The sequence below is a fragment of the Psychrobacter sp. SHUES1 genome (assembly GCF_001652315.1).
In the GTDB taxonomy this organism is placed as follows: domain Bacteria; phylum Pseudomonadota; class Gammaproteobacteria; order Pseudomonadales; family Moraxellaceae; genus Psychrobacter; species Psychrobacter faecalis.
This window is the reverse complement of record NZ_LXWA01000059.1, coordinates 1-20,374: the sequence shown is the minus strand read 5'-3', so window position 1 is coordinate 20,374 and position 20,374 is coordinate 1. Positions and strand designations below refer to the sequence as shown.

The 20,374-nt window shown below is 43.3% G+C and carries 20 protein-coding genes; 12 read left to right on the top strand and 8 right to left on the bottom strand.

Going from position 1 to position 20,374, the window contains the following annotated elements; translation table 11 throughout:
• Positions 1–48 precede the first annotated feature (48 nt).
• Together A7325_RS08240 and A7325_RS08235 are read right to left on the bottom strand one after the other, a co-directional pair.
• Positions 49–1,686, bottom strand: a complete 1,638-nt coding sequence (locus A7325_RS08240; RefSeq protein ID WP_156508518.1) for a DUF2254 domain-containing protein — start codon at positions 1,684–1,686, stop codon at positions 49–51.
• A 265-nt stretch (positions 1,687–1,951) separates the two neighbouring features.
• Entirely contained in the window at positions 1,952–3,505 is a 1,554-nt protein-coding gene (locus A7325_RS08235) for a YihY family inner membrane protein (protein ID WP_156508517.1), read from the bottom strand.
• Positions 3,506–3,778: 273 nt separating this feature from the next.
• Between A7325_RS08235 and wrbA the strand changes: the two genes are divergently transcribed.
• Positions 3,779–4,396, top strand: a complete 618-nt coding sequence (gene wrbA, locus A7325_RS08230; protein ID WP_068406807.1) for an NAD(P)H:quinone oxidoreductase — start codon at positions 3,779–3,781, stop codon at positions 4,394–4,396.
• Between the two features lie 69 nt (positions 4,397–4,465).
• The gene (locus tag A7325_RS08225; RefSeq protein WP_068406803.1) at positions 4,466–4,954 is read left to right on the top strand and encodes a hypothetical protein; all 489 of its coding nucleotides are present in this window, start codon (positions 4,466–4,468) and stop codon (positions 4,952–4,954) included.
• A 95-nt stretch (positions 4,955–5,049) separates the two neighbouring features.
• Here A7325_RS08225 and A7325_RS08220 read toward each other — a convergent pair whose 3' ends face one another.
• Positions 5,050–5,820 (bottom strand): DUF3108 domain-containing protein, encoded by a 771-nt coding sequence (locus A7325_RS08220; RefSeq protein ID WP_068406802.1) that lies wholly within the window; start codon positions 5,818–5,820, stop codon positions 5,050–5,052.
• Between the two features lie 592 nt (positions 5,821–6,412).
• Between A7325_RS08220 and A7325_RS08215 the strand changes: the two genes are divergently transcribed.
• Both A7325_RS08215 and groL read left to right on the top strand, forming a co-directional pair.
• The gene (locus A7325_RS08215) at positions 6,413–6,703 is read left to right on the top strand and encodes a co-chaperone GroES (RefSeq protein ID WP_068406801.1); all 291 of its coding nucleotides are present in this window, start codon (positions 6,413–6,415) and stop codon (positions 6,701–6,703) included.
• Positions 6,704–6,829: 126 nt separating this feature from the next.
• Positions 6,830–8,479, top strand: a complete 1,650-nt coding sequence (groL, locus tag A7325_RS08210; RefSeq protein WP_068406798.1) for a chaperonin GroEL — start codon at positions 6,830–6,832, stop codon at positions 8,477–8,479.
• Between the two features lie 213 nt (positions 8,480–8,692).
• Here the strand turns inward: groL and yaaA are convergent, their stop codons facing one another.
• Positions 8,693–9,493, bottom strand: a complete 801-nt coding sequence (gene yaaA / locus A7325_RS08205) for a peroxide stress protein YaaA (RefSeq protein ID WP_068406791.1) — start codon at positions 9,491–9,493, stop codon at positions 8,693–8,695.
• Positions 9,494–9,994: 501 nt separating this feature from the next.
• Between yaaA and A7325_RS08200 the strand changes: the two genes are divergently transcribed.
• The 6 genes from A7325_RS08200 to A7325_RS08175 all read left to right on the top strand — a co-directional run bounded on the left by A7325_RS08200 (position 9,995) and on the right by A7325_RS08175 (position 14,627).
• On the top strand, positions 9,995–11,152 hold the full coding sequence (locus tag A7325_RS08200) for an NAD(P) transhydrogenase subunit alpha (protein WP_068406789.1): 1,158 nt from the start codon (positions 9,995–9,997) through the stop codon (positions 11,150–11,152).
• A 114-nt stretch (positions 11,153–11,266) separates the two neighbouring features.
• Positions 11,267–11,614 carry a proton-translocating transhydrogenase family protein gene (locus A7325_RS08195; RefSeq protein ID WP_197488891.1) on the top strand — a complete coding sequence of 116 codons (348 nt, stop codon included), beginning with the start codon at positions 11,267–11,269 and terminating at the stop codon, positions 11,612–11,614.
• Positions 11,611–13,011, top strand: coding sequence for an NAD(P)(+) transhydrogenase (Re/Si-specific) subunit beta (locus A7325_RS08190; protein ID WP_068406781.1), 1,401 nt, complete (start codon positions 11,611–11,613; stop codon positions 13,009–13,011). Before A7325_RS08195 ends, A7325_RS08190 begins: the two co-directional genes overlap by 4 nt.
• A 134-nt stretch (positions 13,012–13,145) precedes the next feature.
• On the top strand, positions 13,146–13,709 hold the full coding sequence (locus A7325_RS08185) for an acyl-CoA thioesterase (protein WP_068406778.1): 564 nt from the start codon (positions 13,146–13,148) through the stop codon (positions 13,707–13,709).
• Positions 13,710–13,850: 141 nt separating this feature from the next.
• Positions 13,851–14,060, top strand: coding sequence for a Fe-S cluster assembly protein IscX (gene iscX, locus A7325_RS08180; protein WP_021812734.1), 210 nt, complete (start codon positions 13,851–13,853; stop codon positions 14,058–14,060).
• A gap of 66 nt (positions 14,061–14,126) precedes the next feature.
• Positions 14,127–14,627 (top strand): GyrI-like domain-containing protein, encoded by a 501-nt coding sequence (locus A7325_RS08175; RefSeq protein WP_068406775.1) that lies wholly within the window; start codon positions 14,127–14,129, stop codon positions 14,625–14,627.
• A 67-nt stretch (positions 14,628–14,694) separates the two neighbouring features.
• On the opposite strand, the gene A7325_RS08170 is transcribed toward A7325_RS08175, so the two are convergent.
• Genes A7325_RS08170 through A7325_RS08155 form a run of 4 tightly spaced genes read right to left on the bottom strand, consistent with a single transcriptional unit; the run spans position 14,695 to position 17,992 of the window.
• Positions 14,695–15,429: a hypothetical protein gene (locus A7325_RS08170; protein WP_068406772.1), complete on the bottom strand. Its 735-nt coding sequence runs from the start codon at positions 15,427–15,429 to the stop codon at positions 14,695–14,697.
• Between the two features lie 33 nt (positions 15,430–15,462).
• A complete protein-coding gene (gene dapE, locus A7325_RS08165; protein ID WP_068406770.1) occupies positions 15,463–16,662 on the bottom strand; it encodes a succinyl-diaminopimelate desuccinylase in 1,200 nt (399 codons plus the stop codon).
• A 52-nt stretch (positions 16,663–16,714) separates the two neighbouring features.
• Positions 16,715–17,179, bottom strand: a complete 465-nt coding sequence (locus A7325_RS08160; protein WP_068406768.1) for a hypothetical protein — start codon at positions 17,177–17,179, stop codon at positions 16,715–16,717.
• 57 nt (positions 17,180–17,236) lie between these two features.
• Positions 17,237–17,992: a 2OG-Fe(II) oxygenase gene (locus A7325_RS08155; protein WP_068406764.1), complete on the bottom strand. Its 756-nt coding sequence runs from the start codon at positions 17,990–17,992 to the stop codon at positions 17,237–17,239.
• A gap of 140 nt (positions 17,993–18,132) precedes the next feature.
• On the opposite strand from A7325_RS08155, the gene A7325_RS08150 reads away from it, so the two are divergent.
• Together A7325_RS08150 and pssA are read left to right on the top strand one after the other, a co-directional pair.
• Entirely contained in the window at positions 18,133–19,008 is an 876-nt protein-coding gene (locus tag A7325_RS08150) for a 23S rRNA (adenine(2030)-N(6))-methyltransferase RlmJ (RefSeq protein WP_068406761.1), read from the top strand.
• 10 nt (positions 19,009–19,018) lie between these two features.
• Positions 19,019–19,960: a CDP-diacylglycerol--serine O-phosphatidyltransferase gene (gene pssA / locus A7325_RS08145; RefSeq protein ID WP_068406760.1), complete on the top strand. Its 942-nt coding sequence runs from the start codon at positions 19,019–19,021 to the stop codon at positions 19,958–19,960.
• Positions 19,961–20,374: the final 414 nt, after the last annotated feature.

The following is a 20,374-nucleotide window of genomic DNA, read 5'->3' as shown; positions in this document are numbered from 1 at the left end:
AGTTATGAATGACAAACTTATTTTTAGTAATAAAGATCGTTTTAAACGCTATCTTGATTGCGTTTGTAGAGCTTGATGAATATGAGCATCGAACTTAGCGACATAAGCAAAGTATTGGTGTTGGTCATTGTCGCTGAGAATAAACTGCTTGGCCTGCGCACACATGGCGCTTAGGTCGTCGACCAAGGCTTGATAGCTAAGATTGTCTTGTCCCGCACGTTCAATCAATGTCAGCTCATGTAGTAACGTTTGCTGCTGAGCATTATTAACTTTGGCATAATTAAGGTCTACCATTGCCTGACAAAGCGCCTTTAACACCATCAAGTCTGCGGTCGCGTAACGCCGTATCTCGCCAAGCGATGTATCGATAAAGTCGGATATTTTAGGGGTATGAGTCACGACGGCTAATATGGCGTCGCGTGGTTCATGACTTACGTTTTCAATAGTGCTGCTTTCCGAGTTTGCTTTATCTGGCGCAGGTTGCTTTGAGGTTGATTGATTTGGTGTTGATTGCTTTGAAGTCGACTTGTCTGGACTTGGTATATAAAAATGATAGGGGCTTGGCGGCTGACGACGCATCATGATGCTAAGGCAGCTGGTCAAAGACTGTACGCAATTGACCGCAGTTTTGGGATCGTTAATTCCTGGAGAGAGGGCGCGTGCCGCAATTTCGGTCATTTGTCCTAAACTATAAGCGATATCGTTAGAATGGCTTAGGCGCTGCTCAATACGGATACAACCAGCAAAGCGCTGCCAAAACAAGCTATCTGGGGCGCGCGGCACAATAGCAAGTTTTGGCGTGTTGGTCTGCTGGCGATTGTCTGGATGGTTGGCTGGGCGCTGATAAAAATAGCCAATAATATTTCTATCAGTGACAAAATTACCAAGATTGGCATTAATTTGCACCACGCCTGCATAATCTTGGCTCAGAGTTACCAGTGACTTAAGATAGATTTGCTGTAAATATCCCGAGCTTGGCGCATAAATCGGCGTTGCAGACCAAGTGTGAAACTGTTCGACATCCTGATGCACAACATCACGTTGATGCTTGATATCACAGCGGTCTTTATACCAGTAGTGAATATTTTTAATCGCCTCATTACTGGCGCCTTCGATCACATGCGATGCCTGAATCGCATGCACCATATGCTGCACAAAATACACCAACAATAAAGCGCAAATAATCGCCATGATAATACCAAAGGTCACAGCCAATTGCGGCACACCAAAGGCAACATCGTATTTATGGATCGCTTTTAATACCAATAAACTATAGCTAAAGGTGCCAATAAACGCGCCTAAAACAAACTGATTGGGCGTATCGGTCAAAAAATTACGCAGCAGTCGCGGACCAAATTGCGAAGACGCCATCGATAATACGGCAATGGTAATTGAAAAAGTAGTCCCAGCGACACCGAGTACGGCACCAGCAATGGTGGTCATGATAGCGCGGGCAGCCTCATCATCGCCGGTAAAGGCGAAGCTTAGCTCTCTAACCGTCTCGCGGTCAAAATGTTCATCAATCGTGACCAATATGGGCGCGAGTAGAATACCCACTAACACACAAGCGCTGGGAATAAACCAATAAGAACCAATGAGCTGCTGCCACAGATTTTTTAGGCGATCGGGGAGATCCAGTAGCGTTTGTAGCGACCAGAGCTGGGCAAATTGCTTTAACCTGTGCATGAGGGAGAGTAATAGCGACTTAAGCCAGCCATTTTTAGGGTGTTTATCCAATATAGTGCGCTCCAAAAATGACCTAAAAACTAAACAAGTTTTATTGAAAAAAGCCGTGCTATTGCCTCACTAAATAACGAAGCCTAAAAGGAATTACCTTACCATATAAATAGGATCGTTTAAAAATTTAGTAAAAAATAAGCCCCTATGATAGGAGCTTATTTATATGTTGTAACGAAGATAAAAAATGATAGTTAGCTTACTTAACATAAGCTTACTTTATTATAGGCTTATCTGCTTCCGTAATAATATCGTCTCTTTTTCCTACTCTAGGTTCAGAGCTAGAGACTTTATTGTCGCCAATATCTTTAGGAATGAGAATTTCATTGTTATTCTCATCGCATTCTACGTCGCTGTCTTTATCATAAGCGATAGGATCAAAGTCCGGCGTGACGTTATCCCTATCTTTATTTTTTTTAGATAGGTGGTTAGGGGTTGCCTCACTAGATTTTCTAAAGAGTTTAGAGCGAGTATTTTTAGTTGAATTTGCTGCATTTTCCTCAGATTTTTTACGGGGTTCGCTATGAGCGAAAATCATGTTTAATGGTAAAGCCAATTGCTGTTTGGCATAGGCTTCTGTATTTTCAAAGCGATCAACCAATAAGCTCAGCCAAGGTTTTTGGTCTTCGATGCTCATCTCATCAAGCTCATCTTTGATAGGCAAAGGGTAAGGCAGAGTACGATAAAAATCCCACAAGGTCATTTTGCTCAAATCTTTTTTCAGCACATAATCTTCTTCTTCGGTCATGGTGATAAGATTACTGTCTTGTAGATAGTTAATATAGGTATACCATTTCGGCAGCTCTTTGCGCCCTAGGACATTACGCAGCGCTTGCTCGCTCACCGCTTCGCCTTTTAAATGATGGGTATAAACGAGATTTAACATATCGAGCAAACTTAGGAGCGGGTGGCGCGGATAAACCTCTTCGGTCTCAAAAATGGTCAAGGTATAACTAATCTCAACGCCGAGCAAAATCAAATTCCACGACAGATAGATCCATAATAAAAAGATTGGCAGCGCGGCAAACGCCCCATAAATGGCCTCGTAGCTGGTAAAATTCGCCATGACCGTACCAAAAAGATTCTTCATTAACTCAAAAATAATCGCCACAAAGACACCCGCTATCGCCGCATTTTTTGCAGGGACACGCGCTTTGGGTATAAACCAGTACATACTGATAAAACCAGCCACCGTGACCGCAATAGAGACGACTTGAATCCAAAACGACCAGTCGATACCGTAGCCGGCGATTTGTCGGTTTAAGAAACTTAAGCTTTGCACCGTACTTGAGACAATAAATGCTGTGCCTAGAATCAGTGGACCTAACGTCACAATCGTCCAGTAGCGCAGAATACTTTTCATGCCGCCAGAACGGTTTTCTACCCGCCAGATTTGGTTAAAAGCGCGCTCAATGGTGGTCAAAGTCATGATGGTGGTAAAAAACAATACCATCGAACCGATGATGGTCAGATTAGATGACTTTTCAGCGAAGTTATTGATATATTTGCTGACCTGCAAGCTCGATTGCGGCAACAAGTTGCTATATATCACTTCATAAATCTGCGCTCTGACCGACGCAAGCGCTGGCACTGACGACAAAATCATCAATAGTACCGTTAAGATAGGTACAATCGATAATAGCGTCGTATAAGTTAGCGAGGCGGCTTTTTGTTGGCAGTTGTCTTCAAAAAAGTGCCGCGTCAAAAAACGGAGAAACTGAAACCAACGTTGGTGTAAAAAAGGGATTTTTTTTAATAAATTTTCCATGACAACCATTTAACGGCAATAAGAGTGCGAATAGTGTAACAAAAGTAAGCGTGCAGAATCTGCCATTGAATTGTGTCAAAATGCACTGAGTCAGCGTTGGTTTATATGGTTGTCTATAGCATCTACAAAACGCCATTGCTAAATGGGCTTTGTTTGCTGTCAGTGCATGACTCGGGCATAATGTGCACATCTATTATTCATGCGGGTCATTCATAGTATGGTTGACGCGCCTTTGACATTTTATTTTAACAATTTTGTAAGGATGTTTTGCTAATGAGTCAGACCGCCCCTTATGTTTTGGTGCTTTATTATTCAAATTATGGTACGACTAAGACATTAGCATATGCCATTGCTCAAGGTGTTGAAGACGCTGGGATGACGGCGCGTATTCGTACGGTGCCGACCGTCGCGCCTGAAACCACTGCAACTAAGCCTGCCATTCCTGATGAAGGCGACCTTTATTGCACCATGGATGATTTAAAAGATTGTAGCGGGCTTGCCCTTGGTAGTCCGACGCACTTTGGTAATATGGCCGCACCGATGAAGTATTTTTGGGACAATACCGTCACCCTATGGCTGGCTGGCAATCTGCAAAATAAACCCGCTGCGGTATTCACGGCTACCGGTTCGATGCACGGCGGACAAGAAACGACCTTGCTGACGATGATGATGCCGCTATTGCATCATGGCATGATGATTGTGGGCGTCCCTTATGCTGAGCCTGCGTTAAATAGAACGCAGCGTGGTGGCTCGCCTTATGGCGCAAGTCATGTCAGCGGCGCGTTACACGACCAACCGGTATCGGCAGATGAGCGCGAGCTGGCGATTGCCCAAGGTCGGCGTTTGGCAATTACCGCGTCTGCCTTAGCGCAAGCCAATTGGAAGCGTTAATTACTATCTAGTGAATTGACCTCTAACTATTGCCGCTTGCTGTTATCAATTAGGAAATACATATCTCTCATGGCTATTAATCACTCCAAGCAGGACAGTAATATCGATACGCCCGCAGCAAAAACGCCTGAGATAGTTAATGCGCAAAAGCCGATAGCGCCCATACGTCAGCGTTTGATGGTGACGTGGTTGGTTTGGCTGGCGTTTAGATTATTGGCATTGCCGATTTTAATCAGCGTCTTTAATCCTAGTCGTCCCGATATCGTTGGTGGTATCGCTTGGCAAGCATTATGGTTGCTACCGGCGCTGGTCTTGACGCCATCGATGTTACGCGGGCGTTCGCCTTATGCGCTATTGATAGACAGTATGTTTACCTTGGTTTATCTTGGCGCGAGTGGGGTGGTGTTATTTACCCGCATTTATGGCAGTAGTTGGGCGGAGATAATGGTCTATTTGCTTGATTTTGTATTATTATTTACCATCAACGTCTGGTTATTTATCTTGTTAAAACGCCTACCGTCAATGAACAATGTCGTTAAACAGCCACGTTCTCGCTAAAATTCTCATAGACAGTTTTATACGGATAACAAAAAAGCGGCGCTCTAATTGGAGCGCCGCTTTTTTACGTTAACCATTTATACAAAGATAAGGGCTTAATTAACTTTGGTTAATTCTAAGTCCATCTTTTTACCATCGTTAATTTGACTGACTTTAACTGGCAGATAATCTAAGCTTGGCGCCAACCAAAAACTGGTCGAGCGGCTATTGTCATCGTGCACGCGGTCGACACGCACGGTATCAAACGTCCCAGCTGGTACGGTGATTTTAGTATTGCCTGATTTTTTAAAAGGCGTTTTCTCAATTTTGTCTTTTTTCGCCATGTAATAGTTGCCAGAGAATTTACCGTTTAATAAATCTTGGCGAATTTGCACCTCAAGGCTCAAATCATCAAAGGCTTGCTGCGCCATATTCATCGTCGTCGACTTGCCGCGATAGTTACTTACTACCTTTTTACTGCTTGGATTAAAGTCCAATTTGTGCGTACGACCAACGCCCAATAGTTTATAAGTGGTGCTGGCTTGGGTCGGCACCACATTATTACCGTTGATAGTAAAGGTACTATTTTGCGCGGCGGTGGCAACCCCAGCAACGCGAGCATTGACATTGTATTTCCACGTATTACCAGATTTATTCAACGTACGGGTGGCCGTGCCTTTATATTTATCTTCAATGGTGAAACTATAGTTCGCGCTTGAGGGCTCAACGCTCTTGGCGCTGGCAAGGGTAGGTGCGGTCATACTTAAAGCTCCAATCGCAGCAATGCTCACGCCAGTCGTTAAGGCGGTTAAAATTTTAGAATTGCTGCGTTTCGGGTTATTAGAATAGGTTGTTAGGGATTGTTTATTTTGTGATAAAAAACTCATGGATATTCCTTAATTTGGTTTCAAGCTGTATTCGCAGCTTCGATTAAAGCTACTGTATTTTATTTAACTATTATTTATAGGGATTGTTATGTGCTCACCCTTATATATTGTCATACTCTGTTACATTTTCAAGGGCAGGGACAAAGTGAAGCGTTAGGCTATTGTAGTTAATGTTGCTGGCTTTGCTAAAGCGGGCACAGGCCGTAACTTGCTGTAAGCTTGGTGAGAAATATGGAAGTTAATTGGCTGATACCGCTAAAAGCTTCATTTATAAGCGCTCATTTTCTCCTTATTATTTGATGGAAGGCTTGTTGTTTTATAACAATCCCAAAGCCTTTAATAGCGTGCAATTTAATCAATGGACTATTTATCATTCTCAGTAGTGCTTGCATAGGTAAGGATGTGCAAAATTCTTGTAAATTTTTGGGCTTTACACTTGAAGCAAAATTGCTTTGCCCCCACTTTCTGATACAAGCTCAAAGCTTATCTAAAGAATGCTGTTTTTAAGCAGACATTCTGCTAGATCTTGGTATTGAGATCATTCATTCAAATAAACCTTTATGTTAACTAACCAAATTTTGGAGTCGTATCGATGAATATTCGTCCTTTACATGACCGTATTGTCGTCCGCCGTATCGAAGAAGAAACAAAAACGGCTGGTGGTATCTTGCTTCCTGGTTCAGCTCAAGAAAAACCGTCTCAAGGTGAAGTGCTAGCAACCGGTAACGGTCAGATTCGTGACAACGGTGAAACTCGCGCGTTAGATGTAAAAGTTGGCGATAAAGTCTTGTTCGGTCAATATGCGGGTCAAACGGTAAAAGTTGACGGCGAAGAGCTATTGATTATGAAAGAATCAGACGTACTGGGTGTGCTAGAAGGCTAATTGCCAATAGGGAAATTTTGGCTAACGATTTTTGGCCAACAACAGTTATACCCAAGAGCATTTATAAAAAATATCATTGAAACCTTTCATTGCATTCTCATACTTATAATAGTGGAGTAATTTAACATGGCAAAAGACGTAAAATTCGGCATTGATGCCCGTAAACAAATGATGGACGGCGTAAACGTTCTAGCAAATGCGGTAAAAGTAACTTTAGGCCCGAAAGGTCGTAACGTGGTTATCGATAAATCTTTTGGCGCACCTACCATCACGAAAGATGGTGTTTCGGTTGCTAAAGAAATCGAGCTTGAAAACAAATTTGAAAACATGGGCGCACAATTGGTCCGTGAAGTGGCTAGCCGTACCAACGATGTTGCTGGTGATGGTACAACGACTGCAACCGTATTGGCACAATCAATCTTGGTTGAGGGCATGAAGTCAGTTGCTGCTGGCATGAACCCAATGGATCTTAAGCGCGGTATCGATAAAGCGGTACGTGCAGCGGTTGAGCAAATCCACGAGCTATCAACCCCAGCTGATGATTCAAAAGCGATTGCCCAAGTGGGTTCTATCTCTGCCAACTCAGATACCAAAATTGGTGAGCTGATTGCCCAAGCGATGGAAAAAGTTGGTAAGCAAGGCGTTATTACGGTTGAAGAAGGTTCAAGCTTTGAAGATACCTTGGAAGTGGTTGAAGGTATGCAGTTTGACCGTGGTTATATCAGCCCGTACTTTGCCAATAAGCAAGACAGCTTAACCGCTGAATTTGAAAACCCTTACATCTTGCTTGTTGACAAAAAAATTAGCAATATCCGCGAAATCGTGCCATTACTTGAGCAAGTCATGCAGCAAAGCAAGCCGTTGCTGATCATTGCTGAAGACGTTGAAAACGAAGCATTGGCTACTTTAGTTGTAAACAACATGCGTGGTGGTCTAAAAACTTGTGCGGTTAAAGCACCAGGTTTTGGCGATCGCCGTAAAGCCATGCTAGAAGATATCGCAACGCTAACTGGCGGTACGGTTATCTCTGAAGAGATTGGTCTAAGCCTAGAGACTGCTACTTTAGAGCAATTGGGTACGGCTAAAAAAGTCACTGTCGGTAAAGAAAATACCGTAATTGTTGATGGCGCTGGTAATAAAGCGGACATCGAAAACCGTGTTGAATCTATCAAGCGTCAAGTTGAAGAATCAACGTCTGACTACGATAAAGAAAAGCTGCAAGAGCGTATGGCAAAACTTGCTGGCGGCGTTGCCGTTATCAAAGTTGGTGCAGCAACTGAAACTGAAATGAAAGAGAAAAAAGACCGCGTTGATGATGCGCTACATGCGACTCGTGCAGCGGTTGAAGAAGGCGTTGTCCCTGGCGGCGGCGTTGCCCTCGTTCGTGCGATGAATGCATTGTCTGAGCTACGTGGCGATAATGACGACCAAAATGCGGGTATTAGAATCCTTCGCCGTGCGATGGAAGCGCCATTACGTCAAATCGTGACCAACTCAGGCGAAGAAGCCTCAGTTGTGGTTAACGAAGTCAAGAGCGGTAGCGGTAACTACGGTTACAACGCAGCTTCTGGCGAATACGGTGATATGTTAGAGATGGGTATCCTTGATCCAGCAAAAGTATCACGTTCAGCACTAGAAAACGCCGCATCTGTAGCAGGTCTCATGCTTACGACTGAAGTCATGATTACTGACTTACCGCAAGGTGATGACGGTATGGCTGGCATGGGTGCTGCCGGTGGCATGGGCGGTATGGGTGGCATGGGCGGTATGATGTAATTTTACTTCTGCTACAAAGCGATTTTTCTATTTTCTTTGTCAGACGCGCGGAATATATGATGAGTACTATTTCTGCGCGTCTGTATAGACAAGTCGCTTTTCGCTAGAAGTATGACTTTGTCATAACGTACTTGTTAAACCTAGTTGAAACAAAACCCCGATAGGCTAAGCTTATCGGGGTTTTTTTATGCAAATTATTTGTTTGTTTGAAGACTACTGACTTGCTTCATCCCGACGAAACACCCACGTTTTATCGTCAGACAGCTCATCGACATAATAGTAGCCTGCTAAATCAAACTGCTTTAGCTGCTCTGCGTTGGTCAGCTTATTATCCGCTGCGTATTTCACCATCAGTCCGCGTGCTTTTTTGGCATAAAAACTAATCACTTTATATTGACCATTTTTCTCATCTTCAAATCTTGGCGTGATGATTTGTGCATTTAGTGCTTTCTTTTTTATTACCTTAAAGTATTCATTAGAAGCAAGATTAATTAAAACTTTGTCCTCACTATCTGCCATGCGCGCATTGATTGTTTTAGTCACTTCTTCGCCCCAAAATTCGTAAAGATTATCCCCGCGCTCATTTTTTAGCTTGGTGCCCATCTCTAAACGGTAAGGTTGAATTAAATCGAGCGGTTTTAGCACGCCATAAAGACCTGATAAAATACCCAAGTGTTCGTTAACGTAAATAGCAGTATCTTTGTCCATCTGATACATATCAAGCCCGCTATAAACATCCCCATCAAATAAATAACCCGCTGGTTTGGCGTTGTCGCCCGTAAAGGGAGTATTTACACTCCAAGCCCAGTCTTGATTGCGCTTAGCATTGAGCTGCGCCAAATCGTCAGAGATACTCATCAGCTCTTGCAAATCAATCGGCTCTTTTGCTTTTAAGTTTTTCATGAGCACTTGCGCATGCTCAATCAGCTCGGGCTGACTATAGTAGTTGCCGAGATTGACTGGTACAGCATCTTTTTCGTTAAGCGATTTGGCAGGGGAGAGTAAAAAATACATGGTTATTCCTTATTTATAGTGAATGAGTTGGTGTTCTATCTAGCTGCCAAGTTTTCTTATTATACGTTAGGCCGTATTTTATCTTGACTTAGTCGTAGCGGTTTTGTATTTTTAAGCGTCATCGTAGACATATGTCAAATCTTAAGCCGGTTTTTATATTTGTCGTGAGCTAATAGCTTACAGGCTTTGCGCGCTTTTGGAAAAAATAAAAGTTTTTAATATAACAATAAAAGTTATGATGATGGTGTAAATGCCTAACTTTTTATTTTACTTGTGGGTCATCATTAGACAATGAAAGTTTGCAGATGTTATCTCTATAATAAAAAGGCATGATGGCAAAGAAGCTATCATTTATTAAATTGATAATCTTTGGTCTTAAGTTCTTAACCAACCGTGACCAAAGATTTTTTTGTCCCCTGTGCTTTTTAAAGATGCGTTGCGGGTGTTAAAAGATAGTCATTAAACGTGAGTATAGTCATTTGACGTAAGTAAGGAGACGGTATGAAGATTGGTGTTATTAGTGCAGATAGCGCGAGTGAAAAACGGGTAGCGCTAACCCCAGACGCGGTAAAAAAATTACGTAAACTAGGGTTTGAAGTCGTCATTCAGTCAGGTGCAGGTCAAGCGGCGTATTACGCTGATGAGTTGTATCAGGCAGCGGGTGCTGATATTGCCAATAGTAGTACCGAGGTCGTCAACCAAGCGCAAATTATTACTACCGTCAATGATTTGCCAGCAGCGGTGACTGAGCATTTAACAGCCGGTCAAGTGGTCATTGGTATGCTTGACCCATATCGCAATAGCCAGCTAGATACTTATGCGGCCAAAGGTGCAACCGTCTTTGCGATGGAGTTATTGCCACGTACTTTGTCACGTGCGCAGAATATGGACGTATTGTCATCGCAAGCCAACCTTGCCGGTTATAAAGCGGTATTGCTTGCTGCTAATGAATACTCGCGTCCATTTCCGATGTTTATGACCTCAGCGGGTACGGTTAAACCTGCCAAAGTGGTTATCTTAGGTGTCGGGGTTGCAGGTTTGCAGGCGATTGCGACGGCGAAGCGTTTGGGCGCCGTTGTTGAAGCTAGTGACTTGCGACCTGCTGCCAAAGAACAGGTGGAATCGCTTGGTGGTAAATGGCTTGACGTGCCAATGAGCGAAGACGAAGCGCAAAAAGCCAAAGCCACGGGCGGTTATGCATGGACGCCCTCTGAGCAATATATCAAAGATCAGGCTGCTGTCGTAGATAAAGCCTTGAGCAACGCAGATATCGTCATTACCACGGCGCAGATTCCTGGACGTAACGCGCCGCGCTTGGTGCACGGGGCAACGCTTGCCAAAATGAAAGCCGGTTCAGTACTGATTGATATGGCCGCTGGTACAGGCGGCAACGTCGAAGGCAGTGTGCCTGATGAAACCATTACCACGCCAAACAGTGTACGTATCGTCGGGGCAGCCAATATCCCATCACAACTGGCGGCGCAGTCTTCAGATTTATATGCCAATAACCTTGTTAATTTTATCACTACTTTGATGGCTCCTGCAGCTAAAGACGACGCTTCAGCGAAAACGCTGGCACTGAATTTAGACATGAATGATGAGATTCAAGGGGCGTTAGCGGTGACGCATGACAATCAAGTACGTCTTGCTAAACGCTAAGCCTTAAACAACCAGTCTCGAATTTCATTACCTTACATTTGCCAGATACGAACAAATTTTTAGGAGGATTAGATGATTGCCACTATTTTAGCGGCAGCGCCAGCGGGTGCGGCCATGAGTAGCACACCGTTTGTAGCGATTTTCACGGTATTCGTGCTCGCTATTTTCGTCGGATATTACGTCGTTTGGGGCGTCACGCCAGCATTGCACACGCCATTGATGGCAGTAACCAATGCCTTATCAAGTATCGTTATCGTCGGCGCGATGCTACAAACCGTCACCATTGACGGCGCGATGTTTACCCCAACCAGCTTGCTCGGTGCCTTTGCGGTATTCTTAGCCAGTATCAATATCTTTGGTGGTTTTGCGGTGACTGAGCGTATGCTGGCGATGTTTAAGCCAAAAGTAAAAAAAGCGCCAGTGCTTGAAACTGCGACGATTGAAAGCGGAGGCGATGCATGAGCGATTTAACAAATATGATTGCAGCAAATGCGGATTGGTTTTACTTAATCGGTGCTATCCTTTTTGTCTTAACCTTGCGTGGTCTTTCTAGTCCAAAAACCGCCATTCGTGGCAACCGCTTTGGTATGGTGGCGATGGCAATTGCGGTCGCAACCACCTTTTTCTTAGCTGAAGGTCCTGTGCTGTGGTTAATCATCGGCGCCATGGTATTGGGTGCACTCGTTGGTATGTGGAAAGCAAAAACGGTCGCCATGACCCAAATGCCAGAAACGGTTGCTTTAATGCATTCATTCGTAGGCTTGGCGGCGGTGGCGATTGCCTTAGCGACCGTACTGCATACTGAGCAACAGCATGGCGCAGTCGCCCGTGCTGAACTGTTTATCGGTTGCTTTATTGGTGCGATTACCTTCTCAGCGTCTGTTTTCGCCTTTGGTAAATTGGCCGCAAAAAGTTGGGCAAAAACCCTAGTAGGCAGCTGGGTAAAGCCAGTACAAGCAATTTTATTTATCGCGATGATTGGCTTTGGTATCGTCTATTTTATGACCGATTCATTGCCAGCTTTTTATGCGATGGCCGTATTGGCCGTGATATTTGGTTGGATGTGGATTGCGCCAATCGGTGGCGGTGATATGCCCGTGGTTGTGTCGCTATTGAACTCGTTTTCAGGTTGGGCAGCAGCGGGTATCGGTTTTACCCTTGGCAACTCGATGCTGATTATCGCAGGTTCGCTCGTTGGTTCATCAGGCGCGATTTTATCTTACATCATGTGTAAAGCCATGAACCGCTCTCTACTAAACGTTTTGTTTGGTGGTATGGGTACGACAGCTGCCGCTACAGGTGCAGATGATGGCGCACCTAAAAACTACAAAGCCGGTTCGGCAGAAGACGCAGGTTTCCTCATGTCTAATGCCAGCAGTGTGGTGATTGTACCGGGCTACGGTATGGCGCAGGGCCGTGCTCAAAACGCGGTCAAAGAATTGTATGAGCTGTTAAAAGAGGAAGGTGTCAATGTGCGTTTTGCCATTCATCCGGTCGCTGGTCGTATGCCAGGCCATATGAACGTACTATTGGCGGAAGCTGACGTGCCCTATGATGACATTCTTGAGATGGATGAGATTAACTCCGACTTTGCCAGTACCGATGTAGTTTTAGTCATTGGTGCCAACGACGTCGTCAATCCATCGGCAAAAGATGATCCATCATCACCAATCTTTGGTATGCCAATCTTAGAAGTCAGCAAAGCGCAGACGGTCATGGTTATCAAGCGTTCAATGAGCACGGGCTATGCAGGTCTAGATAACAGCTTGTTCTACATGGACAAAACCATGATGATCTTTGGTGATGCCAAGAAAATGGTTGAAGAGATGGTACGTAGTATCAATGGCGGCGGTCATTAATTGCTAATCATCTACTAATAATATTTTCACGAAAAAGTCACTGAGGTGGCTTTTTTTGCGTTAAGGTAGGCAGCCTTTATCGAAGCTATATTTACTCATCATTAATACATAATAACCGTGCAGAGACTTCCTTTATGAACATGTTGATACGTTTTTTTATTATGGTCAGCTTATTAAAGCAGCAGCTGAAACAGCAAACGGCTAATGAACACCTAAGTGTCGAGACATTAACCAAACCAATTGTACGCCACTATCGCGTATTGCCACACGACATGGGTTTTCGCGACCATTTGCCCAACTATCGCTACTTGTCTTTTATCGAGTTAAACATCACTAAATGGCTGATGGCCTGCTGTCATCAAAAGGGGATTAAAAATCTCGGCTGGATTATTGCCATGCAAGAAATGGTCTATCTCAAAGAAATTAAATTCCTGAATAAAATGTCGGTAAATAGTACGCTTGTCGGCTGGGATAAAAAATACGTCTATTTTGAAAGCCGCTTTTTTGTAAAAAATCAGCTAATGGGTGTTGGTATGACCAAATTTGTCTTAACCGATAAAAAGGGCAAATGTGCACCAGAGATATTGGATATGACAGGTGAGCAGACAAATGAGGTCATTGATTCTTGGAATCAGCATCAAGTAGCGATTAAGTCTGCAGAAACAAGACAAAAAGCTAACGCAACAAAGACCGCATAACGAACTTGTCTATAAACGGTTAGCGAAGTTTGATAGGATAGGGGTTAGTAAGTTACCAAGTAAATGATTAGACGCGTAACAAGTCAAACTGACCCGCAGTTCGATACAAGCTATAAAATAAATAACAGTTAAGGAGCTACCATGACCCCGCAAAAACTAAAATGGACAGACAGCTTAGATATCGCTATTGAGCTTTATGAAAAATTCCCCGAGACCGATCCACAGTACATTCGCTTTACTGATTTGCATCGCTGGGTAACGGAATTAGAAGGTTTTGATGATGATCCGCAAAAATCAAATGAGGGTATCTTAGAAGCCATTCAAATGAATTGGATTGATGAAGCGGATTAAGGCAGTTTTGCTCATTTAATCGCGCATAAAATAAAAATCACATAGCACAACAGGGCAGGCAGCATCATGACATCACAAATTAAAGAGCTACCCGAAGCGATAGCTTGCAAGGGTATTAGCGTACGCACCACCAATCACGCTGAAATCAGCCACGAAACGGCAAAATTGGGCCGGTTATGGCAAAAGTTTTATCAAAACTACATGGGTGATTTGCCTGAAGGTCAGGATATTTATGGTATCTACCACAATTATGAAAGTGCTGATTTAGTAGGGGCGTTTGATGTTGTCGCTGGTTGGGAAGTGGACAATGAGCAGGCGCAGCCGGATAATGGGGCGGTCGCTAATACGAGCAATCTTGTAACAATAGCCATTCCTGCAGGGAAATACTTAGTCTTTTCTGAAACAGGCAATATGCCTAATACAGTCATGAATGCGTGGGAGAAGGCGTGGGAGTACTTCAACGACCCAAGCTGTGAGCATACTCGCACTTATAATGTCGATTTTGAGCACTATATTGATGGTAATTTAGAGTATGGGCAAGTAGATCTCTATATTGGGATTGAGTAGATTATTTAAGTATAAAGGTGGGTTAGCTAACTTGTAATCCACCAATCTGATAATTTCAAAAATAAATTTAGAACATCAACCTGCCCGTTTGTCTAACTTCTACATTCACACCTGTTAACTGTTTTAACTCATTTTCTATTTGTGTATGGCGCGTAGTCGTTAGAGGCTTCTGAAAGTAAGTATCGATAACAATTTTAAACCCCATAGGCGTAAAGCCTAAGCCCTGCATCTCGCCGCCGTACTTTTTGATGATTTTATCAATTTTTTCTATATCTTCTTGGCTATTATAAATATCTAGCATCTGAGCGCGACTTCTATCCGCTATTGGTAATATTTCAATAGCTATGCTAAAGCCGCGTAGCTCGCCTTTTTTAATGACATATTCGTAATTGTCAGCGACTACATTCTGTCGCGTGACGATAAAATATTTCGGCAGACCATCGCCATTACCGTAAATGTCAACATAGCTATGACCAAGTTGTGCTTTTACTTGCTCCACGAACTGTTGTACCTCTGCTGAACCATATACCATTTCATGACGATAAATATCAGCGACAGGTCTATTAACGGCATTTGCTAAACTGACAATATGGTCTGGGTAGTCGACATCTCGTGGTGTATTGTCGACAGAAATATCAGATTTAGTATCAATTTTTGACCAATCAATATGAATCTTTTTTTGCTCAACTACCGTACCTATAGGTTCAGATTTTACTGGTTCGTATGATGAGGCGTTACAGCCATTTAATAGCGCAATCAGGAAAACAGTAAAGGCGAGCGTCATAGGGTTAAATTGAATCATGGCAGCATATCCTCAAATATTTGATAAAAATTTTCAATCTAACAACAAATTCTCCAAAATTCCTTCATAGATCTGAGCCAACCTGCCTAAGTCATCTATTTCTACCTTTTCATCGACCTGATGAATCGTGGCGTTACGTACGCCAAGCTCAACCACTTGCGCACCGGTTGGCGCGATAAAGCGTCCGTCTGAAGTACCGCCGGATGTAGATAACGTGGTATCAACATCGGTCACAGATTTAATAGCTTGCTGGCAGGCAGAAACCAACTTACCTTCAGGGGTTAAAAATGGCTGACCGGATAATTTCCAATGGATATCATAACTGGCTTTATTGTTTTCAAAATATTTATCAAAGATAGCATGAGTTTTTGCTTTTAATTCTTCTTCCGTCGTTTCTGTAGAAAAGCGGAAATTAAAGATAACTTTTAGCGTTTCAGGGATGACATTGGTTGCGCCCGTACCGCTATTGATATTAGAGATTTGCAAAGAAGTTGCAGGGAAGTAATCATTACCGTTATCCCAAGTGGCATTGGTTAATTCTGCTAACGCCGCCATTGCCGCATGAATCGGATTGCAAGCCAGATGCGGGTAGGCAACATGACCCTGTTTGCCAGTGACGGTAAGCTCTGCGCCCAATGAGCCGCGGCGGCCGTTTTTAATGATATCGCCAAGGGTGTCGGTACTTGATGGTTCGCCAACAAGGCAATAGGTAATTTTCTCATTACGCGCTTCTAAGGTTTCAATGACTTTCACCGTGCCATTGATGGACGGGCCTTCTTCATCTGCGGTGATAAGCATCGCAATAGAGCCATTGTGCTTAGGATGATTAGCGACAAAACGCTCGGCGGCAACGGTAAAGGCTGCAATACCGGTTTTCATGTCAGCTGCACCGCGCGCCCATAAATAACCATCGGCAATGGTTGGCGTAAATGGCGGATAGGTCCAATTGTTCTCATCGCCCGTTGGTACGACGTCGGTATGACCAGCAAAACAAATAACGGGATCAGTGGTGCCACGGCGCGCCCAAAGGTTTTTGACTTCAGCGTGTTCGCCTTTTGCCTGTCTATCACCGTAATACATAAACTCACAGTTAAACCCTGCTTGTTGCAGACGTTCTGACAATATATCTTGGCAGCCATCATCATCTGGTGTGACGGATGGACGCTCAAGTAGGGCGATACTTAATTCTAAGGTTTGTTGTTGATGGGTTTTACTATTATTTTCTAAACTCATGACAGTCCTAGATATGTTGTTTTGATGTTTATAATTTGAGGTCTGGAAAGATTTAGTTTTTATCCAAGTCAATTTTTTCATAATCGCCGTAATATATTGCTAGATACTCTGTAATGCACTTTTCGGCTGGGGTATTACTATAATTCTCAACTTTGTCACTGTTGTAAGCACGCACATAGCCAGCTGCAGAAATGACATTACCCATTTTATAACTTGTTCCTAATAGTTTTAAAGTCTTATTCTGACTATCAAAAATTGCATGTCCTTCGGGAAATACAGGTGTCATCCATCTGCTTCCATCAAATGCAAGTAGACACCCATCCTCATACTTGAATTCAGTAGTAAGAGCGGTCGGATTAATTATTAGAGGTTTTTCAGGAGTGGATTTTGGCAAATAATAGGTAAAAAAGAACTCATTGTGTTGTTGAGTAGGGGCTTGAGGATTAAGCGTCTCGCAGCTAACAATCAGAGGGAGCTTAATAATTAAGAGAAAGCTTCTAAATAAGGTTTTATGCATTGTCATTGTCCCTAAGTAACAAGGCTTATTTAAAGTAAAAGTAATAGCTGATGAATGTTAAATATCGTCTTCAACAAAAGGCACCAGACCATCACGGCGCATCCAAGTCGCGATAGAATAACGCTGACGATGAGCGATTTGCACCTGATGTTGTAGGTCGCTATCAAATATGACCAGTCTATTGGCGACAGGCATGACATTATGATGAATGCCATGCTTATCGACAATTTCTAAAGTACCACCGTCACTATCGCTCCAATCATCATTGAGATAAAATACCGCCGAGATAACGCGCTCATCACGTCCAGCCGGGTTATCGCTATGCCATTGATAGCCAAAACCCACCGGATAACAAGCGTAATGTGCCTCACTATGGCGAATACCAGCAAACAAGCTTTGATTGAATAAAGCAGCAAGCGCATTGATGCTTTGCAAATAATAGTAGCCTGCAAAGAAGTTTTCGGTAATCCAGCGAATACGGTCGCCGCGAATATCGCTAACCCGAATACCAGCCGTCAGCTCGGCATCACGATAGTCAATAAAACCGCTCTCAGATTGCAAAGCCAGTAGCGCTTTATCATCAAACACATCGTCAATAATCATCCAGCCATCATCAACAAATTTATCTAACTGTTTATCGGTTAGCTTCTCTTGCCAACCAATATCGAAGTCGGAGAATTGTAATTCATGCTGAGTGAGCGGCGTTTGCCTTTCGTCATCGCTAGGTGGGTATAGTAGTGGCGGGTTATCCGCTCCAATTGGATGATCGACGACTAACTGTGTTACCTCAAGATTGCTAATAATCTGCGTCATTTTGCCTCGCCGTTATCAATAAACATGTCATTCGCTGTCAATACACAGCCAATCCATGCCTTTTTACCAAAACCATCGTTATCTTTTACTCTGCCTATGCTACCATAGATGCAATTTTTCTTATTTAAACTTTTGATCTTATGAATTATAAACACGCCTATCATGCTGGTAACTTTGCCGATGTTGTTAAACACATTTTATTGGTACAACTACTGAATCAATTGGGGCAAAAGAACAAACCTTTTTATGTGCTTGATGCTTATGGCGGTCGTGGACTGTATTCGCTCGGCAGTGAAGAGGCGCGCAAAACAGGTGAGGCCAAAGGCGGTATCCAAGCTCTAGTAAAAGCTGACGTCGAAAAAGCACCGGCTGCGGTCAAAGACTATATGGAAGGCATTAAACAAGCCCGTTTCACCTATGACAAAAAAGTCTATCCGGGTTCACCGTGGTGGGTTGCCCATCATATTGAAAAAAACCCTGATGCTGGCGTGCGCGGCGAAGCGTTTGAAGCCAAAGCGAGCGAATATGATGCTTTGAATTATCAGCTACATAAGTTGCCAATCGGTATTCATCATCGCAATGCGTTTGAAGGTATTGCTGCGGTGATTCCACCAAAAGAGAAGCGCGGTCTGATTTTCCTTGATCCGCCTTACGAGCAAGAGCATAAAGACTTTACCCGCCTGATTGATTTATTGGTACATTCTTATAATAAGTGGCCACAAGGTACTTACGCGTTATGGTACCCAATTAAAAACATGGAAGCGGTTGAGCTGTTTTACAAAAAGCTAAAACGGACTGAAATGAGACGTCAATTGGTCTGCGAGCTCAATATCTATCCTAACGACATCGCTGTCGGCTTAAATGGTACAGGGTTACTCGTTATCAATCCGCCTTGGCAATTTGACAATCATGCGCGTGAGATTTTGCGTTTCTTACAGCCAGTATTAAAAGTTGCAGATGCCCCAGACATGTCTCCCGATAGTGCCACCAATGTGCGCTGGCTGGTCGGCGAATAAGGATATCGTTATGACGACGAATCAATCATCAAGTAGCATGGGCAAAGATAGCCTTGCAAAGGACAGTCTGGTAACCGACAAGGTTATGAATGATGGTTTGGTAAAAGAGCCACTATTACAAGATAGTGCTGCCACCCAGCCGCCTTTTGTCGATGAGCATGAGTTCAATATTCGCCTAGCGGATAATGACAATTATGATGGCTTAACCTTTGAGGTGATTGAAGCAGAGGTCGCCGAGGGCAAGCGCGTGGTCAGTCGCGGTGTCTATTTAGCGCCCAATCTTATCACCACTTTATCCTTGCTATCGGGTTTTTATTCTATTTTAGCCAGTACCCAAGGCGAGTTTTACAAAGCCTCACTGGCGATTTTCTTATCCGCTATCCTTGATGGTGCCGATGGGCGTGTTGCGCGTATGCTTAATGCCCAAAGTCCTTTTGGCGAGCAATATGATTCACTCGCTGATATGTTGGCTTTTGGCGTTGCGCCTGCAATTCTGATTTATAGCTTTGCTTTAGAGCCGTTAGGCCGTATCGGTCTTGGTTGCGCCTTCGTCTTTACCGCTTGCGCCGCGTTTCGCTTAGCACGTTTTAACGTGCAAGTTGGTATAGTCGATAAAAAGTACTTCGTCGGTTTGGCAAGTCCGCTTGCTGCTATCTTAGTTACGGCTGCGGTAATGGTTGCGGTCGATCATAATGAATGGGTCGGTCAATACGATACTGGCATCATGTTCCTATTTGCGGCATGGGTAGTTATCTGCGGGTTATTGATGGTCAGTAACGTCAAATACTATAGCTTTAAAGAGTTCGATAAAAAGAAAGTGCCATTTGTGGTGCTTATTATCGGCGTATTGGTCATGAGTATCATCTTATATGATATCCCAGTGGGCATCTTAGCCATCGGTATCATCTATGCATTATCAGGTATCGTAACCACCTTAAAGAGTAAAATGTAAGACTAAAGCCAAAATATGAGATTTAATTCCTAAGCAATCAAGGGGTTAGAAGATATATCAATTTAAATTTTCAAACCCCCTTGACCCCCTACTAAAAGCGCGTATAATGCCACCCAGTCGAAAGGGAAGGGCGTTTAGAAAGTGTTTTGGCACTGAATAAACATCCATTAGCGAGAAAGAACACATCAAACTACTTTTAAGTAGACTGATAAAACTTTCAAACTAAATAAAAATAACTTCTTGACTAATTAAAATAAGCGTCTATAATACGCACCTTATTAGGGAGAACCGGAACAACTTATATGTCAATTACATATAACAAACCTGGCTAACCCATTGAAACAAATTATAAAAAAGCTTGACAAACCAAATCATTATGATATGATAGTCGGCTCGCTAGATAGGATAAGTTCT